Origin of the sequence: Paraburkholderia sp. BR13439 (assembly GCF_040948805.1) — a bacterium.
Taxonomy (GTDB): domain Bacteria; phylum Pseudomonadota; class Gammaproteobacteria; order Burkholderiales; family Burkholderiaceae; genus Paraburkholderia; species Paraburkholderia youngii.
On the sequence record NZ_JBFPKN010000003.1, the window covers coordinates 345,109 to 360,179 of the forward strand.

A 15,071-nucleotide genomic window follows, 5' to 3' on the forward strand; every position below is an offset into this window, starting at 1 on the left:
TCGTCGTCACTTCGCATGGCTCGCGCGCCAGTCGCGCGGCGTCATGTGGAAGCGCGACACGAACCAGTTCGTGAACGATCCCTGTTGCGCGTAGCCGAGCAGCGCCGAGACCCGTCCGATCGGGTAGGTGGGATTGCTCATGTAGCGCACCGCGAGTTCGCCGCGGACTTCCTCGACCTGATCCGAAAAGCTGGTGCCGGCCGAACTCAACTGCCGTTGCATGGTGCGCACGCTCAGATGCAAATAACGTGCAACCAGCTCGGCGTTCGCCTGCTCGAGCGGCAGCAGCAGGTAGATCGCCTTGCGGACTTCCAGCGCGGCCGATTCCGCGGCGCTCGCGTTCTTGGGCGAGGCGAGGCTCTCCGCATAGCGCACGAGTTCGGGATCGGCCAGCGGATTCGGGTAGTCGAGATCGGCGCTCGCGCAGACGAAGCCGTTGAAGTCGCTGCCGAACTGCAGCGGACAACCGAAGAAGCGCCGATGAAACGTCAGGTCCGCGGGTGCGGCGTGTGTGAAATGGAGCTCGCGCGGTTTCCAGAACTTGCCGAGCAGAGCGCTGGAGTGCCGCGCGAGGACGCCGAGCGCCAGTTCGATCGCCTGCTTCGTTGGGGTACCCGGTTCGACGACGAGTTCCTCCCGAATGGTGACCGTTTTATCCGCGTCCTCGACGTACACCGCCAGCGCTTCGTTGAGCAGATGACGGTATTCGGCCGCGGCCAGCAACACTTCGCGCAGCGTGCGCTTGTGCGCGAGCAGGACATTGATCACGCCGCTGCCGAAGGTCTGCCGCGTTTCCGCCATTTGCAGCGCGAGGGTCGGGCACGACGCCTTCTCGGCCGTCATTTCGAGCAGCCGGCAACAGGCGGTGGCCGAGACGCGATCGTCCGGATTCGCGAGCGCGCCGGCATCGATGCCGGCCTGTTTCGCGAGTTCGACCGGGTTCAGTCCAAGCCGTCGCGCCACCTCGAAATAACCGCTCATGGCTACCGACGTCACCATCGTTTCCATCGTAGTTTCTCCGGACGATTCAACCGCTGAGTCTTTTTCTAGTCATTAAACGCTTGCTTCGCGCAATTATTGGTGTTAACGCGCAGTGGCACGAATCGCTAAAAGGATGGCGTCCAATCATAAAAGTGTAGCGCTTGATTCCCGTATCGTGTGCACATGTCGTTCGATGTGTTCCAGCGAATTTTCATGCGACCTCGCGATAGCGGAACACCGTCACTCACAACTGGATGGAGGCAATCAAATGCAATTTCTCGACGATTCGCTGCACCCTGAGAATCAGGACAAGGTAGTCATCACCACTGCCCCTTACGGCCCGGAATGGATGCCCGCGGACTTCCCGGAAGACATCCCCGTGACGATGGACCAGCAGATCCAGAAGGCCGTCGATTGCTACAACGCCGGCGCCACGGTACTGCACCTGCACGTGCGCGAACTGGACGGCAAGGGCTCGAAGCGGCTGTCGAAGTTCAATGAACTGATCGCGGGTGTGCGTACCGCTGTGCCCGACATGATCATTCAGGTCGGCGGCTCGATCTCGTTCGCACCGGAAGACGACGGACAGGCCGCGAAGTGGCTGTCCGACGATACGCGCCATATGCTGGCGGAGCTCGATCCGAAGCCCGATCAGGTGACGGTCGCGATCAATACCACGCAGATGAACATCATGGAGTTGCTCTATCCCGAGTATCTGGCGGGCACCTCGCTTTCCAACCCCGCGTTCATGGCCGCCTACAGCGAAATGACGGTTCCGGCCGGTCCCGCATGGGTCGAGGAGCATCTGCGCCGCCTGCAGGCTTCGGGCATCCAGCCGCACTTTCAGCTCACCGGCATTCACGCGCTCGAAACGCTTGAGCGCCTCGTGCGCAAGGGCGTCTACAAGGGCCCGCTGAACCTGACGTGGATCGGCATCGGTGGCGGCTTCGACGGCCCGAATCCGTTCAACTTCTTCAACTTCGTGCATCGCGCGCCGGATGGCTGCACGGTCACCGCCGAGTCGCTGCTGAAGAACGTGCTGCCGTTCAACATGATGGCGATGTCGATGGGCCTGCATCCGCGCTGCGGCATCGAGGACACGATCATCGATCAGCACGGTAAGCGCTTCACGTCGGTGCAGCAGATCGAGCAGTGCGTGCGCGTCGCGCGCGAACTGGGCCGCGAAATCGCCACTGGTAAAGAAGCCCGCGAGATCTATCGTATTGGTGTGCAGTACGAGACGGTCGAAGAAACGCTCAGCGCCAACGGGATGGCGCCGAACCGCCAGGCCGGCGTCAAGAACCTGCCGCTTCGCGCGGCGTGAATGCCGGAAGTCCGGGCCGACGCGTTGGCCGAGGCCGGGCTTCATGGGTAACGCTCCCGCTGCATCGCGGGAGCAGATAGCTGAATCCATAACAGGTCGTCGGCCCAGCCGGGCAAGGCGGCCGCCACGGAGTCAGCGTGGAAGGAGACTAAACATGCTCGTTCAGCATGCAGCGCCCACGACGGGCGAAGTTTCGGCAGCTCAGACAGATGTGCGCGCTTATGCGTGGGTGGTGTTTGCGTTGACGGTCGGATTGCTGCTTTCCGACTATATGTCGCGGCAGGTGTTGAATGCCGTGTTTCCGCCGCTCAAGGCGGCATGGAATTTGTCCGATGCGCAGCTGGGTTCGCTCAGCAGCGTGGTCGCGCTGATGGTCGGTGTGCTCACGTTCCCGCTGTCGGTACTGGCCGACCGCTGGGGCCGCGTGAAGAGCATCGTGCTGATGGCGGCGATGTGGAGTCTCGCGACGGTGGGCTGCGCGATCTCGGCCAACTATGGGCAGTTGCTGCTGGCGCGTGCCTTCGTCGGGATCGGCGAAGCGGCTTATGGCAGTGTCGGTATCGCAGTTGTCCTGAGCATCTTCCCGGTGCGGCTGCGCTCCACGCTGACCGGCACCTTCATGGCGGGCGGCGCGTTCGGCTCGGTGCTGGGCATGGCGCTCGGCGGCGCGGTGGCGGCTCACCTCGGCTGGCGCTCGGCATTCGGCGCGATGGCGGCGATGGGGATCGTGCTGGTCGTGATCTACCGCCTCGTCGTCACCGAAAAGCGTCTTGCGCCGCTGCAGCCGGCGAGCGTGACCAGGCAGACGCAAACGCGCGGCATGCGCATGAGCCTGCGCGAGCTGATGAAGGGCTTGTTTTCGACGAAGTCCGTGGTGAGCGCCTATGTGGGCAGCGGTCTGCATCTGATGGTTCCCGCCGCTGTATGGGCGTGGATGCCGAGCTTCCTGAATCGCTACTACGGCATGGCCACAGGCAAGGCTGCGATGTGCGCGGCGGTGTTCGTGCTGGTGACCGGGGTGGGCATGGTGGTGTGCGGAAACCTCGCCGACCGGCTCAGCAAGAACGTGCGGCAACGCAAGTGGAGTGCCGCGATCGCCTACTGCCTCGCCTGTTTCGTCCTGCTCGCGATCGGCTTCCACATGACGGCGGGGCCGTGGCAACTGGTCGTGATCGGCGTCGGCATGTTCTTCTGCGCCGGTGCGAGCGGCCCGTCGGGTGCGATGGTGGCGAACCTGACGCCGCCGACCATTCACGCCTCGGCGTTTGCGACGCTGACGCTCGCGAACAACCTGCTGGGCCTCGCGCCGGCGGCTGTTCTGACGGGAATCATCGCCGACCGGATCGGTCTGCTGGGCGCGTTGCAACTGGTGCCGTTCGCACCGCTCGTCGCAGCCGCCGCATTCATGATCGGCAAACGGAACTACTCCGGCGATCTCGATCGGCTCAACACGCTGCGCGAGCAAGCCGCACGCTGACATCGGATGGTGCCGCGCGGACGGCGCGGAGAACGGAACCTGTAATGCGCGTCGGGCGCAACGAATTCTGCGAAGTGCAGATCAAGCAAAGAATTGGAGAGTCAACATGGCAAAGGCAGTGCGCTTTCATGAAACCGGTGGTCCCGAGGTCCTGCGCTACGAGGACGTCGAAGTGGGCAACCCTGGTCCCGGTCAGGTTCGCCTGCGCCATCAGGCCGTGGGACTCAATTTCGCCGATACGTACTTTCGCAGCGGCCTGTATCCGGTGCCGCTGCCCGCGGGAATGGGCGTGGAGGCCGCGGGCGTGGTCGAGGCCGTGGGCCCCGACGTCACGAACGTCGCGGTGGGTGATCGTGTGACCTACACGGGCTTCCTCAACACGCTCGGCGCGTACAGCACCGAACGCCTGATTCCGGCCGCGCCGCTGATCCGGCTGCCCGATGCGATCGACTGCGAAACGGCTGCCGGCATGACCATGCGCGGCCTGACCGCCGCGTACCTGATGCGCCGCATTCACGCCTTCAAAGTGGGCGACACGATCCTTCTGCATGCCGCCGCCGGCGGTGTCGGCCTGATCGTTTCGCAGTGGGCGAAGCTGCTGGGTCTCACCGTGATCGGCACGGTTTCGAGCGAGGCCAAGGGCGAGGTGGCCCGTGCGCACGGCTGCGATCACATCATCAACTACAGCCGCGAAGACGTGGCGAAGCGCGTACGCGAACTGACCGATGGCGTCGGCGTGAATGTCGTGTTCGACAGCGTCGGCAAGGACACCTTCGAGGCTTCGCTCGACTCGCTGAAGCGTCGCGGTCTGCTGGTTTGCGTCGGCACGGCCTCCGGCCCGATCCCGCCGTTCAATCCGCAGTTGCTGGCAATGAAAGGCTCGCTGTATCTGACCCGCCCGGCTCTGGCTGACTACATCGCCGATCCGGCCGAGAAGGACGAGCTGGCCGGGGACATCTTCGGGCTCATCGCCTCGGGCAGCATCAAGATCGAGTTGAATCAGCGCTATGCGCTCGAGGACGCGGCGCAAGCGCATCGTGATCTGGAATCGCGCAAGACGACGGGTTCGTCGGTGTTCATTATCTAAGGAGCGAGCCATGCGAGTCGAACAACTGACGTACTCGATCGGCGCCGAGCTGACCGGGGTGAATCTTGCCCACGCCATCTACGACGATGGCCTGTTTGCCCAGATCCGCTCCGCGCTGCTGAAGCACCGGGTGCTGTTCCTGCGCGACCAGGACATCACACGCGCCGAACACGTGGCGTTCGCGCGCCGCTTCGGCGAACTGGAAGACCATCCGGTCGCGGGCAGCGATCCGCAAAATCCGGGCCTCGTGCGTATTTACAAGACCCCGGACCAGCCCAACGACCGTTACGAAAACGCTTGGCATGCCGATGCCACGTGGCGCGAAAAGCCGCAGTTCGGTGCGGTGCTGCGCTGTGTCGAGTGTCCGCCCGTCGGCGGCGACACGATGTGGGCGAACATGGTCCTCGCCTACGAAAATCTGCCGGCGTACGTGAAGGCGCAGATCGCGGACCTGCGCGCGCGCCACAGCATCGAGGCGAGCTTCGGTGCCGCGATGCCGATCGAAAAGCGTCTGGCGCTGAAGGCGCAGTTTCCGGACGCGGAGCATCCGGTCGTGCGCACGCATCCGGAAACGGAAGAGAAGGTGCTGTTCGTGAGCGCTTTCACGAGCCATTTCACGAACTTTCATACGCCGGAGCGGGTGCGCTTCGGTCAGGACGCGAATCCGGGAGCGGGCGATCTGCTGCGCTATCTGATCAGCCAGGCGTACATCCCCGAGTACCAGGTCCGCTGGCGCTGGCAGAAGAACAGCATCGCGATCTGGGACAACCGCAGCACGCAGCACTATGCGGTGATGGATTACCCGCCGTGTCATCGCAAGATGGAACGCGCCGGCATCATCGGCGACAAGCCGTACTGAACCAGCAAGTAGCTTCCCATGAATTACGAATTGAAACCGACCATTCTGATGGTCCCGGGTTTGCGCGACCACGTCGCCGAGCATTGGCAAACCCTGTTGCAGCAACGGCTGCCGAAAGCGCTGTCGGTGCCGCCGCTCGAACACGACAAGCTCAGTTGCGCGGCACGGGTTGCGGCGCTCGATGCCGCGCTCGCGAGAATCGACGGCCCGGTCATTCTGGTCGCGCATAGCGCGGGCGTGATGATCACCGTGCATTGGGCGGCGCAGCACAAGCGCGAGATTCACGGCGCGCTGCTCGCGGCGCCCGCGGACCTCGAGACGCCGATGCCGGCGGGCTATCCGGAGCTGGATACGCTCGAGCAGAACGGCTGGCTGCCGATTCCGCGCAAGCGTCTGCCGTTTCCGAGCATCGTCGGCGCGAGCCGCAACGATCCGCTCGCACGGTTCGAGCGGGTGCAGGACATGGCGCAGGACTGGGGCAGCCGCCTCGTCGATCTCGGCGAAGTCGGGCACCTCAATCCCGCTTCGGGCTTTGGCGAATGGCCGATGGCGGAGACATTGATTCGCCGCCTGGTGCTGATGTGACGCGGCTAGCGTCGGATCAGAAGGAGCCTGAAATGTCGCGTCGGATCGTGGTGGGGGGCGCCGGCGAACTCGCGCCGGGCCAGCGCAAGCTGGCCTTCATCGATGGCCGCAGCATCGTGCTGTTCAACATCGCAGGCACGCTTCACGCCATCGACAACACCTGTCCGCACAACGGGGCCGCGCTTTCGAGCGGCCAGCTGGAAGGTTGCATGTTGCGCTGTCCGGCGCACGGTCTGCGCTTCGACGTGCGCACGGGCTGCATGGCGGGAACAGGCGGATTGAGTGTGACGACTTTCCCGGTCGAAATAATGAATTCAAAGGTGGTGGTGAGTCTCGACGAGCCGAATGCGACGCCCTCGCATGAGCGAGACACCACAACCCAGGAGACGGAAAGATGCAAGGCTTGATGATGCAGCAGTCGCTGCTGGTGTCCGCGCTGCTCACGCACGCGGAACGCCATCACGGCGAACAGGAAATCGTGTCGCGACGCGTGGAAGGAGACGTCCATCGTTATTCGTATCGGCACCTCGCGCAGCGCGCGCGCCGCATGGCCAACGCGCTGGCAACGCTCGGCGTCGGCCAGGGCGAGCGCGTCGCGACGCTCGCGTGGAACGGCTATCGCCACATGGAGCTGTATTTCGCGGTATCGGGCTCCGGGTCCGTGCTGCATACGCTGAACCCGCGACTGCACGTCGACCAGCTCGAATACATCATCGAGCATGCGCAAGATCGTGTGGTGTTCTTCGACCTGACGTTTCTGCCGCTGATCGAGAGCGTCGCGCCCCGGGTGAAGAGCCCGAAGGTATTCGTGGCGTTGACCGATCGCGCGCACATGCCGAAAGCGAACGAGCTGGACGGCATGCTGATCTGCTACGAAGATCTGCTGGAGCTGCACGACGACGTCTTCGAATGGCCGCTGCTCGACGAAAACAGCGCGTCGTCGCTGTGCTACACGTCGGGCACCACCGGCAATCCGAAGGGCGTGCTGTACAGCCATCGCTCTACCGTGCTGCACACCTACGCGGCAGCGCTGCCCGATGCGCTGAACTGTTCCGCGCGCGACGTGATTCTGCCGGTCGTACCGATGTTCCATGTGAACGCGTGGGGACTGCCCTACATCGCCTGCATGGTCGGCGCGAAGCTGGTGTTTCCGGGGCCCGCGCTCGACGGCAAGTCGCTCTATGAACTGATCGAGACGGAACACGTGACGCTGTCGGCCGGCGTGCCGACCGTGTGGCAGGGACTCCTCACGCATGTCGATGCGATGGGCGGCACCTTCTCGTCGATGCGGCGCACGGTGATCGGCGGCGCGCCGTGTCCGACCGCGATGACCGAGGCGTTCCAGAAGCGCCATCGGGTCGAGGTGCTGCACGCGTGGGGCATGACCGAATTGAGCCCGATCGGCACGGTCTGCAGCTTCAAGGCGCATCAGCAGTCGCTGCCGATGGACGAGCAATACCGGGTGCAGGCAAAGCAGGGACGTGCGCTGTTCGGCATCGACATGCGGATCGTCGGCTCGCACGGCAATGAATTACCGTGGGACGGCGAGAGCGCTGGCGATCTGCAGGTGCGCGGCCACTGGGTCACGCAACAGTACTTCGGCGACGACGTCGAGTCGCCGCTGTGCGACGGCTGGTTTCCGACCGGCGACATCGCGACGATCGACCGTCACGGCTTCATGCAGATCACCGATCGCAGCAAGGACGTGATCAAGTCGGGCGGCGAATGGATCAGTTCGGCGGCCATCGAAAACGTCGCGTATCTGCATCCGGAAGTCTCGACTGCGGTGTGTATCGCCGCGCGGCATCCGAAGTGGGACGAACGGCCGCTGCTGCTGGTCGTGAAAAAGCCGGGCAGCGAGCTGGCCGGCGACGAACTGCTGTCCTTCTTCAACGGCCGGGTCGCGCGCTGGTGGACTCCCGATGCCGTGGTGTTCGTCGACACGGTGCCTATCGGCGCAACCGGCAAGGTGCTGAAGAACCAGTTACGCGATCAATACGGGAATTACTACTTGCCCTGACGCACGGCTTGCGCAGCGACGCGGTTCGATTCACGCAACAACGCGGCCGGTCACGCCCGGGCGCACACAAAATCACCAATCATTTGAAGCGACCGCAGCATGGGCTTTTGCGCCACCGCCGGTACGCGAAGGAGACACAATGAAGTTAAAGACAAGCAGCGCTATCGTGTTGGCCATTTTCGCCACCGCAGCTCATGCGCAGTCGTCAGTGACGCTCTATGGCGTGATCGATACGGGTTTCCTGTATCAGAGCACTTCGGCGGCCACCTTCCTGCCGCACGCGCCGAACACGGGCAAGATTTATCAGCTGAAGGACGGCGGTATCTATGCGAGCTTCTGGGGTTTGAAAGGCAGCGAGGACATCGGCGGCGGCTATAAGGTCAATTTCAAGCTGCAGGGCGTATTCAATTCCACGAACGGCAAGTTCGGCCTGTCCGATACGCCGGGCACCACCGCGATCTTCAACCAGTTCGCGACGATCGGCGTATCTGGACCCTTCGGTACCTTCGACGCCGGCCGGCAGATCATTCCGATGATCTACGCGATGGCGGAAACCGACGTGCGCGGCGCGCAGTATTTCGGCAGTATTCTGACCGCTTGGCTGGGCATCAATCAGGCGGCCGGCTGGCCGGGTACGAGCACGAACGCGCCGATCGGCGCGCTGTACGACAGCAACGCGCTCGTCTATAACTCGCCGAAATTCCACGGCGCGTCACTTGCGCTCGAGTACGCACCGGGCGGCGTCGCCGGTCATTTCCAGGGCGGCACGCGCGAGTCGGCCGTGGCCAGGTATTCGAACTACGGTTTGAATCTGTCCGCGGTGTATTACAACGGCCACGATACCAACCCGTTCCCGATCACGTACCCGGCGGCACCCGCCATCCCTGCGACCGGGCTGGCGAACAACCGTTTCTACTATTTCGGTGCGATGTACACGATCGCCGGATTTTCGGTGTCGGCCTCGTATGGCGCCGGCAAGAACCCGGCGCATAGCAACACCGCGGACTTCGAAATGATTTCGGGGGGCCTTGGCTACCAGTTCAATCCGCGTTTCAAGGTCACGTCCGGGTACTACTACCTGAAAGACAAGAACAACTCGGCGAACCATTCGAGCGAATTCGCGGTGGGCGCGGAATACAACCTGTCCCAGCGCACCAAGGCTTACGCGCAGGTGGGTTATGTGGCCAACAAGGGGACCATGAACCAGACCATCATCTATGGCGCCCCGGTTGCGCCCGGCGTGTCCACGACGGCGGCTATGGTCGGCATCCGCCACAGCTTCTGATTACGTCACCTATAACAACTGGAGTATTCGATGAAAAGCATTCAGGCACGCGCGTTGGCGATTGCCACATTGATTCTGGCCGCGTCGGGCAGCGCATGGTCGCAGTCGGGCCAGACAGCCAGCGCAGCTTCGGGCGCGCCCGCGATGTCAGGTAGCGCGGCCGCTCCCGCCAGCCCGAGGCAAGCGAATCGCGCGCTGCGTCGGCAGGTGTATGCCGCGATCGGCAAGCACAAGGAGATCAGCGCCGGCAATATCAGCGTCATCGCAAAAGGCGGCGCGGTGACGCTGAGCGGCACGGTCACCGACGCTTCGCAGATCAATCAGGTCGCGGAGATCGCGAAGGGCGTTCCGGGGGTGACTTCGGTGACCAACAAGCTTACCGTGCAAAAGCCGTTCGGCGGGCAGTAAAAAGAGCTCACGCATCGGGGGAATCAAAGCGCAAGGAGCTCACTACAATAACCCACTAGCCGTCGAACAGCGCCGTGTAACGGCGCTGCATCTCTTCAGGCGTGAGCGCTTCGATCTGCGCGCCGAGCTGCCATTCGTGTCCGAACGGATCGCGCACTGTCCCCGAGCGCTCGCCATAGAAATGATCGGTTAGCGGGAGGACCACGGTTGCGCCCGCTTTGACCGCTTGTGCGAATAGCTGGTCGACGTCGTCGCAGTGGATATGCAGCAGCACGCCCGGCCGGCTGTCGCCGCTCGGGCCGAGCATGTCGTGCTCGGGATATTCATCGGACAGCATCACGATCGCGGGACCGATCTTCACTTCGGCATGACCGATGCGGCCGCCTGGCTCGGTCAGGCGAAACTGTTCGATGCCGCCGAATGCCTGTGCGTAGAACTCAATCGCCTGCGCGGCATTGCGCACGTGCAGATAGGGGTAGACCTCGTGGATCGCGCTCATCGTCACCTCCAGGTGGTGGGCGAATGATTCCTGGGACGTCATGGTCGTTGCGGCAGATTACATTAGAAATCGACAGCCGGGATTGGCCCACCGTGAATCCGGAATCGCGCCACATTTGTCACTCCCATCACTCGATGACCGGCGGCGTAAACTGAACCTTCATCAACAGCGAGCGATGCAAGGCGAGCGAATCGCCTTCCGACCCGAACGCACAGGACATCGCTCTAACCCGGAGGTTGCGATGACGACGAACAAGTCACCTGAGAAGAGTGGGAAAGATGGACAGCCTGCGATGAAGACACCGCCGGTCGTGTCGCGGCAAGAGTGGGAGGCCGCGCGCGAGCAGTTGCTCGTCAAGGAGAAAGCCTTGACACGTGCCCGCGACGCGCTGGCCGCCGAGCGGCGTCGGATGCCATGGCTTGCAGTGGAAAAAGCGTATGCGTTCGACGGGCCGCAAGGCAGAGTGAGCCTGCTCGATCTCTTCGAAGGCCGCCGTCAGCTGGTCATCTATCGCGCCTTTTTCGAGCCCGGCGTGCACGGATGGCCAGAGCACGCGTGCATTGGCTGTTCCCTGGGGGCCGATCAGGTCTCCCACCTTGCGCATTTGCACGCTCGCGACACGACCCTCGTGTACGCTTCCCGCGCACCGCAAGCCGATATTGCGCGGCTGAAGGCCCGGATGGGCTGGGAGATGATTCCCTGGTACACGATCACCGACAGCTTCGACGCCGACTTCGGCGTGGACGAATGGCACGGCCACAACGCGTTCATCCGGGACGGCGAGCGAGTGTTCCGAACGTACTTCATTAACGGGCGTGGCGACGAGGCGATGGGCACGGTCTGGAGCTACCTCGACATGACGGCGCTCGGGCGGCAGGAGACGTGGGAGGATTCGCCGGAGGGCTACCCACAGAGCCGGCCGTACAAGTGGTGGAACTGGAACGACACTTACGTCCCCGGCGCGGCTCCCGATCCGAAGTGGGTCGAGGTGTCGGATGCCGGCGAGGCCGCATTTCGGAAGCACGACGAGTAGCGCCTGAGGAATCGTCACTCGGAGAAACGACGTTCGCCAACGTACGGGACGGCCGTTCTCGCGGTCCAGCGGTATTTGAATGCTAGAGTCACGCTCGCACGCAAAGACAGCAATCACTGCAAGCCTGACTTCGAACCTATCTATGTTCGCACTACCGTGGATCGCGATTTTCCTCGCCGCGCCGGCGACGTGGGCCAGCACGTTTCGCTGGCTGGGCGTCGGCCTGCTCGTGATCGGATACGGCACGGCGTTGGCGACCGGGCAACTCGGCCCTTTCGCGAGCGTCGCCATTGCGCTGCTCGGCGTGGCCGCGTACGCGGTGTCGCCGGCTCGCCAGCGTTACGTTCGATACGCTGGCCATCTGCTGTTCGTCGCGCTCGCGATCGGGCTCAGCCTGCATTGGCTACCCGGCTTTCATAACCCACGCGTGATCGGCCCCGTGCATTTCACGCCGGATGCCGTGCCCTTCACGATGTACCTCAATTTCGACAAGCCGCTGATCGGCTTCTGGCTGCTGCTCGCCTTGCCGTGGATTCGGCCGCCGCACGCGCTGCGCACGTGGTTAGTCGCCGGCGTCGCCGGTTGGCTGATCACGGTCGCGGCCTGCATGGCCGTTGCGTTGTCGCTGGGGATCGTCGGATGGGCGCCGAAGCGGCCCGCCGACAGCGTGCTGTGGTTGGTGAACAATCTCTTTCTCGTCACGCTTACCGAAGAGGCGTTGTTTCGCGGCTATCTGCAAGGCGGTCTGGCGCGACTGTTTGCGCGCTGGAAAAGGGCGGACCTGCTCGCGCTATGCGTGGCGGCCGCGCTGTTCGGCCTCGCACATGGCGCGGGCGGATGGCAGTGGATCGTGCTCGGAAGTGTGGCGGGCATCGGCTATGGTCTGGCGTATCGCTTCGGCGGATTATCTGCGGCGCTGCTCGCACATTTCGGGCTGAACGTGGTCCACTTTTTCTTCTTCACGTATCCGATGCTGCAGCCCGCGAGCAAACTGTGAAACGACGTGGATCGGCCGTGCGCTGGCCGCGAATCCAGGCGAAGATTACCAATGACTGGATCGTTGCGGCATCCCGACGGTTCAACCACGACGTTTCTCCGCTTACGAGGGCCACACGCCGATGAACGCATCCGAACGTATCGACGAACTGATCACAGGACTCACCGACTGGCGCGGCGCGACCTTCGCTCGCATCCGTCAATGCGTGCTGGCGGCGGACCCGGCGATCGTCGAGGAATTCAAGTGGATGGGTAGTCCGGTCTGGTCGCGCGACGGCATGATCGCGGTCGCCAACGCGCACAAGGGTAAGGTCAAGCTGACCTTCGCGCATGGGGCGGGCCTGGCCGACCCGCACGGCTTGTTCAACGCGGGCCTCGAAGGCAACGCGCGGCGCGCGATCGACTTCTTCGAGAGCGACGAGGTCGACGAGCGCGCACTGAAAGCGCTGATCCGCGCCGCGATCGACTATAACCAGAGTCATCTGAAGAAGAATGCGCGCGGCGCCGTACCGAAAGCCATCCGTAAGCCGGCGCCCGGCGACGCCTGAAGCCGGCACGGTCTGCTCGCCGGCCCCGCCGCGCCGCCAGAGCCAGCGGATTGATACCAGAACTGATATCGATATCGCCCAAAATATAATTGGAAAGATATCACCCCGCTCCGTACACTTCACCATCCCTGGACATTGAGCGGCAAGCCTTGCGCCGTGGCGCCGGGTGGGCCGCTTCAGTCAAATATGCCGGTGAGGGTCCCGGCGCATGCATCAAGGACCTAGCATGTCGGAAAAAAAGCGGAAATTGCGCTCGGCCGAATGGTTCGGCACGGCTGACAAGAACGGCTTCATGTATCGAAGCTGGATGAAGAATCAGGGCATCCCGGATCATGAGTTCGACGGACGCCCTGTGATCGGTATTTGCAACACGTGGTCCGAGCTGACACCGTGCAACGCGCACTTTCGCAAGCTCGCCGAGCATGTGAAGCGCGGCATCTACGAAGCGGGCGGCTTCCCGGTCGAGTTCCCGGTGTTTTCGAACGGCGAATCGAATCTGCGTCCGACCGCGATGCTCACGCGCAATCTCGCGGCGATGGACGTCGAGGAAGCGATCCGCGGCAATCCGATCGACGCGGTGGTGCTGCTGACCGGCTGCGACAAGACGACCCCCGCGCTCTTGATGGGCGCGGCGAGCTGCGACGTGCCGGCGATCGTCGTGACCGGCGGCCCGATGCTGAACGGCAAGCTCGACGGCAAGAACATCGGCTCGGGCACCGCGGTGTGGCAGCTGCACGAATCGCTGAAAGCCGGCGAGATCGATCTGCATCAGTTTCTGTCGGCCGAGGCGGGCATGTCGCGCTCGGCGGGCACCTGCAACACGATGGGCACCGCGTCGACGATGGCCTGCATGGCCGAGGCGCTCGGCACGTCGCTGCCGCACAACGCGGCGATTCCCGCGGTCGACTCGCGCCGCTACGTGCTCGCGCATATGTCGGGCATCCGCATCGTCGAGATGGCGCTCGAAGACCTGAAGCTGTCGAAGATCCTCACGCGCGAGGCGTTCACCAACGCGATTCGCGTCAATGCGGCAATCGGCGGCTCGACCAATGCGGTGATTCATCTGAAGGCGATCGCGGGGCGCATCGGTGTCGATCTCGAACTCGACGACTGGGTGCGCATCGGCCGCGACACGCCGACGATCGTCGACCTGATGCCGTCGGGCCGTTTCCTGATGGAAGAGTTTTATTACGCGGGCGGTCTGCCGGCCGTGCTGCGCCGGCTCGGCGAAGCGAACCTGCTGCCGCATCCGGAGGCGTTGACGGTCAACGGCAAGTCGCTGTGGGACAACGTGAAGGATGCGCCCAACACCAACGACGAAGTGATCCGGCCGCTCGACAAGCCGCTCGTCGCCGACGGCGGCATTCGCGTGCTGCGCGGCAATCTCGCGCCGCGCGGCGCGGTGCTGAAGCCGTCGGCGGCGACGCCCGAGTTGCTCAAGCATCGCGGACGCGCGGTCGTGTTCGAGAACTTCGAGCACTACAAGTCGCGCATCGTCGACGAAACGCTCGAGGTCGATGCGAACTCGGTGCTGGTGATGAAGAACTGCGGGCCGAAGGGTTATCCGGGCATGGCCGAAGTCGGCAACATGGGGCTGCCGCCGAAGCTGCTGAAGCAGGGCGTGAAGGACATGGTGCGGATTTCCGATGCGCGCATGAGCGGCACCGCGTACGGTACCGTGGTGCTGCACGTGACGCCGGAAGCGGCGGCCGGCGGCCCGCTCACCGCGGTGCAGGACGGCGACTGGATCGAGCTCGACTGTGACGCGGGCACGCTGCACCTCGATATCAGCGACGCGGAGCTCGAGCGCCGTCTCGCGAAGCATGTGCCGCCCGAGCCGCCGGAAGGTGGCGGCTACCGGCGCCTATATATCGATCACGTGTTGCAGGCCGATGAGGGCTGCGACCTCGACTTCCTCGTTGGGTGTCGAGGCTCCGCGGTGCCGCGGCATTCGCACTGACGCGCCGTT

General features: G+C 63.6%; 15 protein-coding genes. 13 read left to right on the forward strand and 2 right to left on the reverse strand.

Annotation, left to right across the window (positions count from 1 at the left end):
• Window positions 1–6: 6 nt before the first annotated feature.
• Window positions 7–1,008 carry an AraC family transcriptional regulator gene (locus tag AB3X96_RS08385; protein WP_368589330.1) on the reverse strand — a complete coding sequence of 334 codons (1,002 nt, stop codon included), beginning with the start codon at window positions 1,006–1,008 and terminating at the stop codon, window positions 7–9.
• A gap of 241 nt (window positions 1,009–1,249) precedes the next feature.
• Here AB3X96_RS08385 and AB3X96_RS08390 point away from each other — a divergent pair, with 241 nt between their 5' ends.
• The 9 genes from AB3X96_RS08390 to AB3X96_RS08430 all read left to right on the forward strand — a co-directional run bounded on the left by AB3X96_RS08390 (window position 1,250) and on the right by AB3X96_RS08430 (window position 10,026).
• The gene (locus tag AB3X96_RS08390; RefSeq protein WP_368589331.1) at window positions 1,250–2,305 is read left to right on the forward strand and encodes a 3-keto-5-aminohexanoate cleavage protein; all 1,056 of its coding nucleotides are present in this window, start codon (window positions 1,250–1,252) and stop codon (window positions 2,303–2,305) included.
• Between the two features lie 154 nt (window positions 2,306–2,459).
• Window positions 2,460–3,782 (forward strand): MFS transporter, encoded by a 1,323-nt coding sequence (locus tag AB3X96_RS08395; RefSeq protein ID WP_368589332.1) that lies wholly within the window; start codon window positions 2,460–2,462, stop codon window positions 3,780–3,782.
• Window positions 3,783–3,888: 106 nt separating this feature from the next.
• A complete protein-coding gene (locus tag AB3X96_RS08400; RefSeq protein WP_368589333.1) occupies window positions 3,889–4,869 on the forward strand; it encodes a quinone oxidoreductase in 981 nt (326 codons plus the stop codon).
• A 10-nt stretch (window positions 4,870–4,879) separates the two neighbouring features.
• The gene (locus AB3X96_RS08405) at window positions 4,880–5,728 is read left to right on the forward strand and encodes a TauD/TfdA family dioxygenase (RefSeq protein ID WP_176107717.1); all 849 of its coding nucleotides are present in this window, start codon (window positions 4,880–4,882) and stop codon (window positions 5,726–5,728) included.
• A gap of 18 nt (window positions 5,729–5,746) precedes the next feature.
• A complete protein-coding gene (locus tag AB3X96_RS08410; RefSeq protein WP_176107718.1) occupies window positions 5,747–6,313 on the forward strand; it encodes an alpha/beta hydrolase in 567 nt (188 codons plus the stop codon).
• Window positions 6,314–6,345: 32 nt separating this feature from the next.
• Window positions 6,346–6,720, forward strand: a complete 375-nt coding sequence (locus AB3X96_RS08415) for a Rieske (2Fe-2S) protein (protein ID WP_368589334.1) — start codon at window positions 6,346–6,348, stop codon at window positions 6,718–6,720.
• Window positions 6,708–8,333: a 3-(methylthio)propionyl-CoA ligase gene (locus AB3X96_RS08420; protein ID WP_368589335.1), complete on the forward strand. Its 1,626-nt coding sequence runs from the start codon at window positions 6,708–6,710 to the stop codon at window positions 8,331–8,333. Before AB3X96_RS08415 ends, AB3X96_RS08420 begins: the two co-directional genes overlap by 13 nt.
• A 139-nt stretch (window positions 8,334–8,472) precedes the next feature.
• Window positions 8,473–9,618, forward strand: coding sequence for a porin (locus AB3X96_RS08425; protein WP_368589336.1), 1,146 nt, complete (start codon window positions 8,473–8,475; stop codon window positions 9,616–9,618).
• 30 nt (window positions 9,619–9,648) lie between these two features.
• Entirely contained in the window at window positions 9,649–10,026 is a 378-nt protein-coding gene (locus tag AB3X96_RS08430; protein ID WP_368589337.1) for a BON domain-containing protein, read from the forward strand.
• Window positions 10,027–10,081: 55 nt separating this feature from the next.
• Here the strand turns inward: AB3X96_RS08430 and AB3X96_RS08435 are convergent, their stop codons facing one another.
• Window positions 10,082–10,525: a VOC family protein gene (locus tag AB3X96_RS08435; RefSeq protein ID WP_368589338.1), complete on the reverse strand. Its 444-nt coding sequence runs from the start codon at window positions 10,523–10,525 to the stop codon at window positions 10,082–10,084.
• 241 nt (window positions 10,526–10,766) lie between these two features.
• On the opposite strand from AB3X96_RS08435, the gene AB3X96_RS08440 reads away from it, so the two are divergent.
• The 4 genes from AB3X96_RS08440 to AB3X96_RS08455 all read left to right on the forward strand — a co-directional run bounded on the left by AB3X96_RS08440 (window position 10,767) and on the right by AB3X96_RS08455 (window position 15,062).
• Window positions 10,767–11,558, forward strand: coding sequence for a DUF899 domain-containing protein (locus AB3X96_RS08440; RefSeq protein ID WP_176107723.1), 792 nt, complete (start codon window positions 10,767–10,769; stop codon window positions 11,556–11,558).
• 142 nt (window positions 11,559–11,700) lie between these two features.
• Window positions 11,701–12,555: a lysostaphin resistance A-like protein gene (locus AB3X96_RS08445; protein ID WP_368589339.1), complete on the forward strand. Its 855-nt coding sequence runs from the start codon at window positions 11,701–11,703 to the stop codon at window positions 12,553–12,555.
• Between the two features lie 121 nt (window positions 12,556–12,676).
• The gene (locus tag AB3X96_RS08450) at window positions 12,677–13,102 is read left to right on the forward strand and encodes a DUF1801 domain-containing protein (RefSeq protein ID WP_368589340.1); all 426 of its coding nucleotides are present in this window, start codon (window positions 12,677–12,679) and stop codon (window positions 13,100–13,102) included.
• 226 nt (window positions 13,103–13,328) lie between these two features.
• Window positions 13,329–15,062 carry an IlvD/Edd family dehydratase gene (locus AB3X96_RS08455; RefSeq protein ID WP_368589341.1) on the forward strand — a complete coding sequence of 578 codons (1,734 nt, stop codon included), beginning with the start codon at window positions 13,329–13,331 and terminating at the stop codon, window positions 15,060–15,062.
• Window positions 15,063–15,071: the final 9 nt, after the last annotated feature.

Bases quoted from the DNA above. Each gene is read 5' to 3' on its own strand.
- AB3X96_RS08385 (WP_368589330.1), bottom strand. From the start codon at position 1,008: ATGGAAACGATGGTGACGTCGGTAGCCATGAGCGGTTATTTCGAGGTG.
- AB3X96_RS08390 (WP_368589331.1), top strand. From the start codon at position 1,250: ATGCAATTTCTCGACGATTCGCTGCACCCTGAGAATCAGGACAAGGTA.
- AB3X96_RS08395 (WP_368589332.1), top strand. From the start codon at position 2,460: ATGCTCGTTCAGCATGCAGCGCCCACGACGGGCGAAGTTTCGGCAGCT.
- AB3X96_RS08400 (WP_368589333.1), top strand. From the start codon at position 3,889: ATGGCAAAGGCAGTGCGCTTTCATGAAACCGGTGGTCCCGAGGTCCTG.
- AB3X96_RS08405 (WP_176107717.1), top strand. From the start codon at position 4,880: ATGCGAGTCGAACAACTGACGTACTCGATCGGCGCCGAGCTGACCGGG.
- AB3X96_RS08410 (WP_176107718.1), top strand. From the start codon at position 5,747: ATGAATTACGAATTGAAACCGACCATTCTGATGGTCCCGGGTTTGCGC.
- AB3X96_RS08415 (WP_368589334.1), top strand. From the start codon at position 6,346: ATGTCGCGTCGGATCGTGGTGGGGGGCGCCGGCGAACTCGCGCCGGGC.
- AB3X96_RS08420 (WP_368589335.1), top strand. From the start codon at position 6,708: ATGCAAGGCTTGATGATGCAGCAGTCGCTGCTGGTGTCCGCGCTGCTC.
- AB3X96_RS08425 (WP_368589336.1), top strand. From the start codon at position 8,473: ATGAAGTTAAAGACAAGCAGCGCTATCGTGTTGGCCATTTTCGCCACC.
- AB3X96_RS08430 (WP_368589337.1), top strand. From the start codon at position 9,649: ATGAAAAGCATTCAGGCACGCGCGTTGGCGATTGCCACATTGATTCTG.
- AB3X96_RS08435 (WP_368589338.1), bottom strand. From the start codon at position 10,525: ATGAGCGCGATCCACGAGGTCTACCCCTATCTGCACGTGCGCAATGCC.
- AB3X96_RS08440 (WP_176107723.1), top strand. From the start codon at position 10,767: ATGACGACGAACAAGTCACCTGAGAAGAGTGGGAAAGATGGACAGCCT.
- AB3X96_RS08445 (WP_368589339.1), top strand. From the start codon at position 11,701: ATGTTCGCACTACCGTGGATCGCGATTTTCCTCGCCGCGCCGGCGACG.
- AB3X96_RS08450 (WP_368589340.1), top strand. From the start codon at position 12,677: ATGAACGCATCCGAACGTATCGACGAACTGATCACAGGACTCACCGAC.
- AB3X96_RS08455 (WP_368589341.1), top strand. From the start codon at position 13,329: ATGTCGGAAAAAAAGCGGAAATTGCGCTCGGCCGAATGGTTCGGCACG.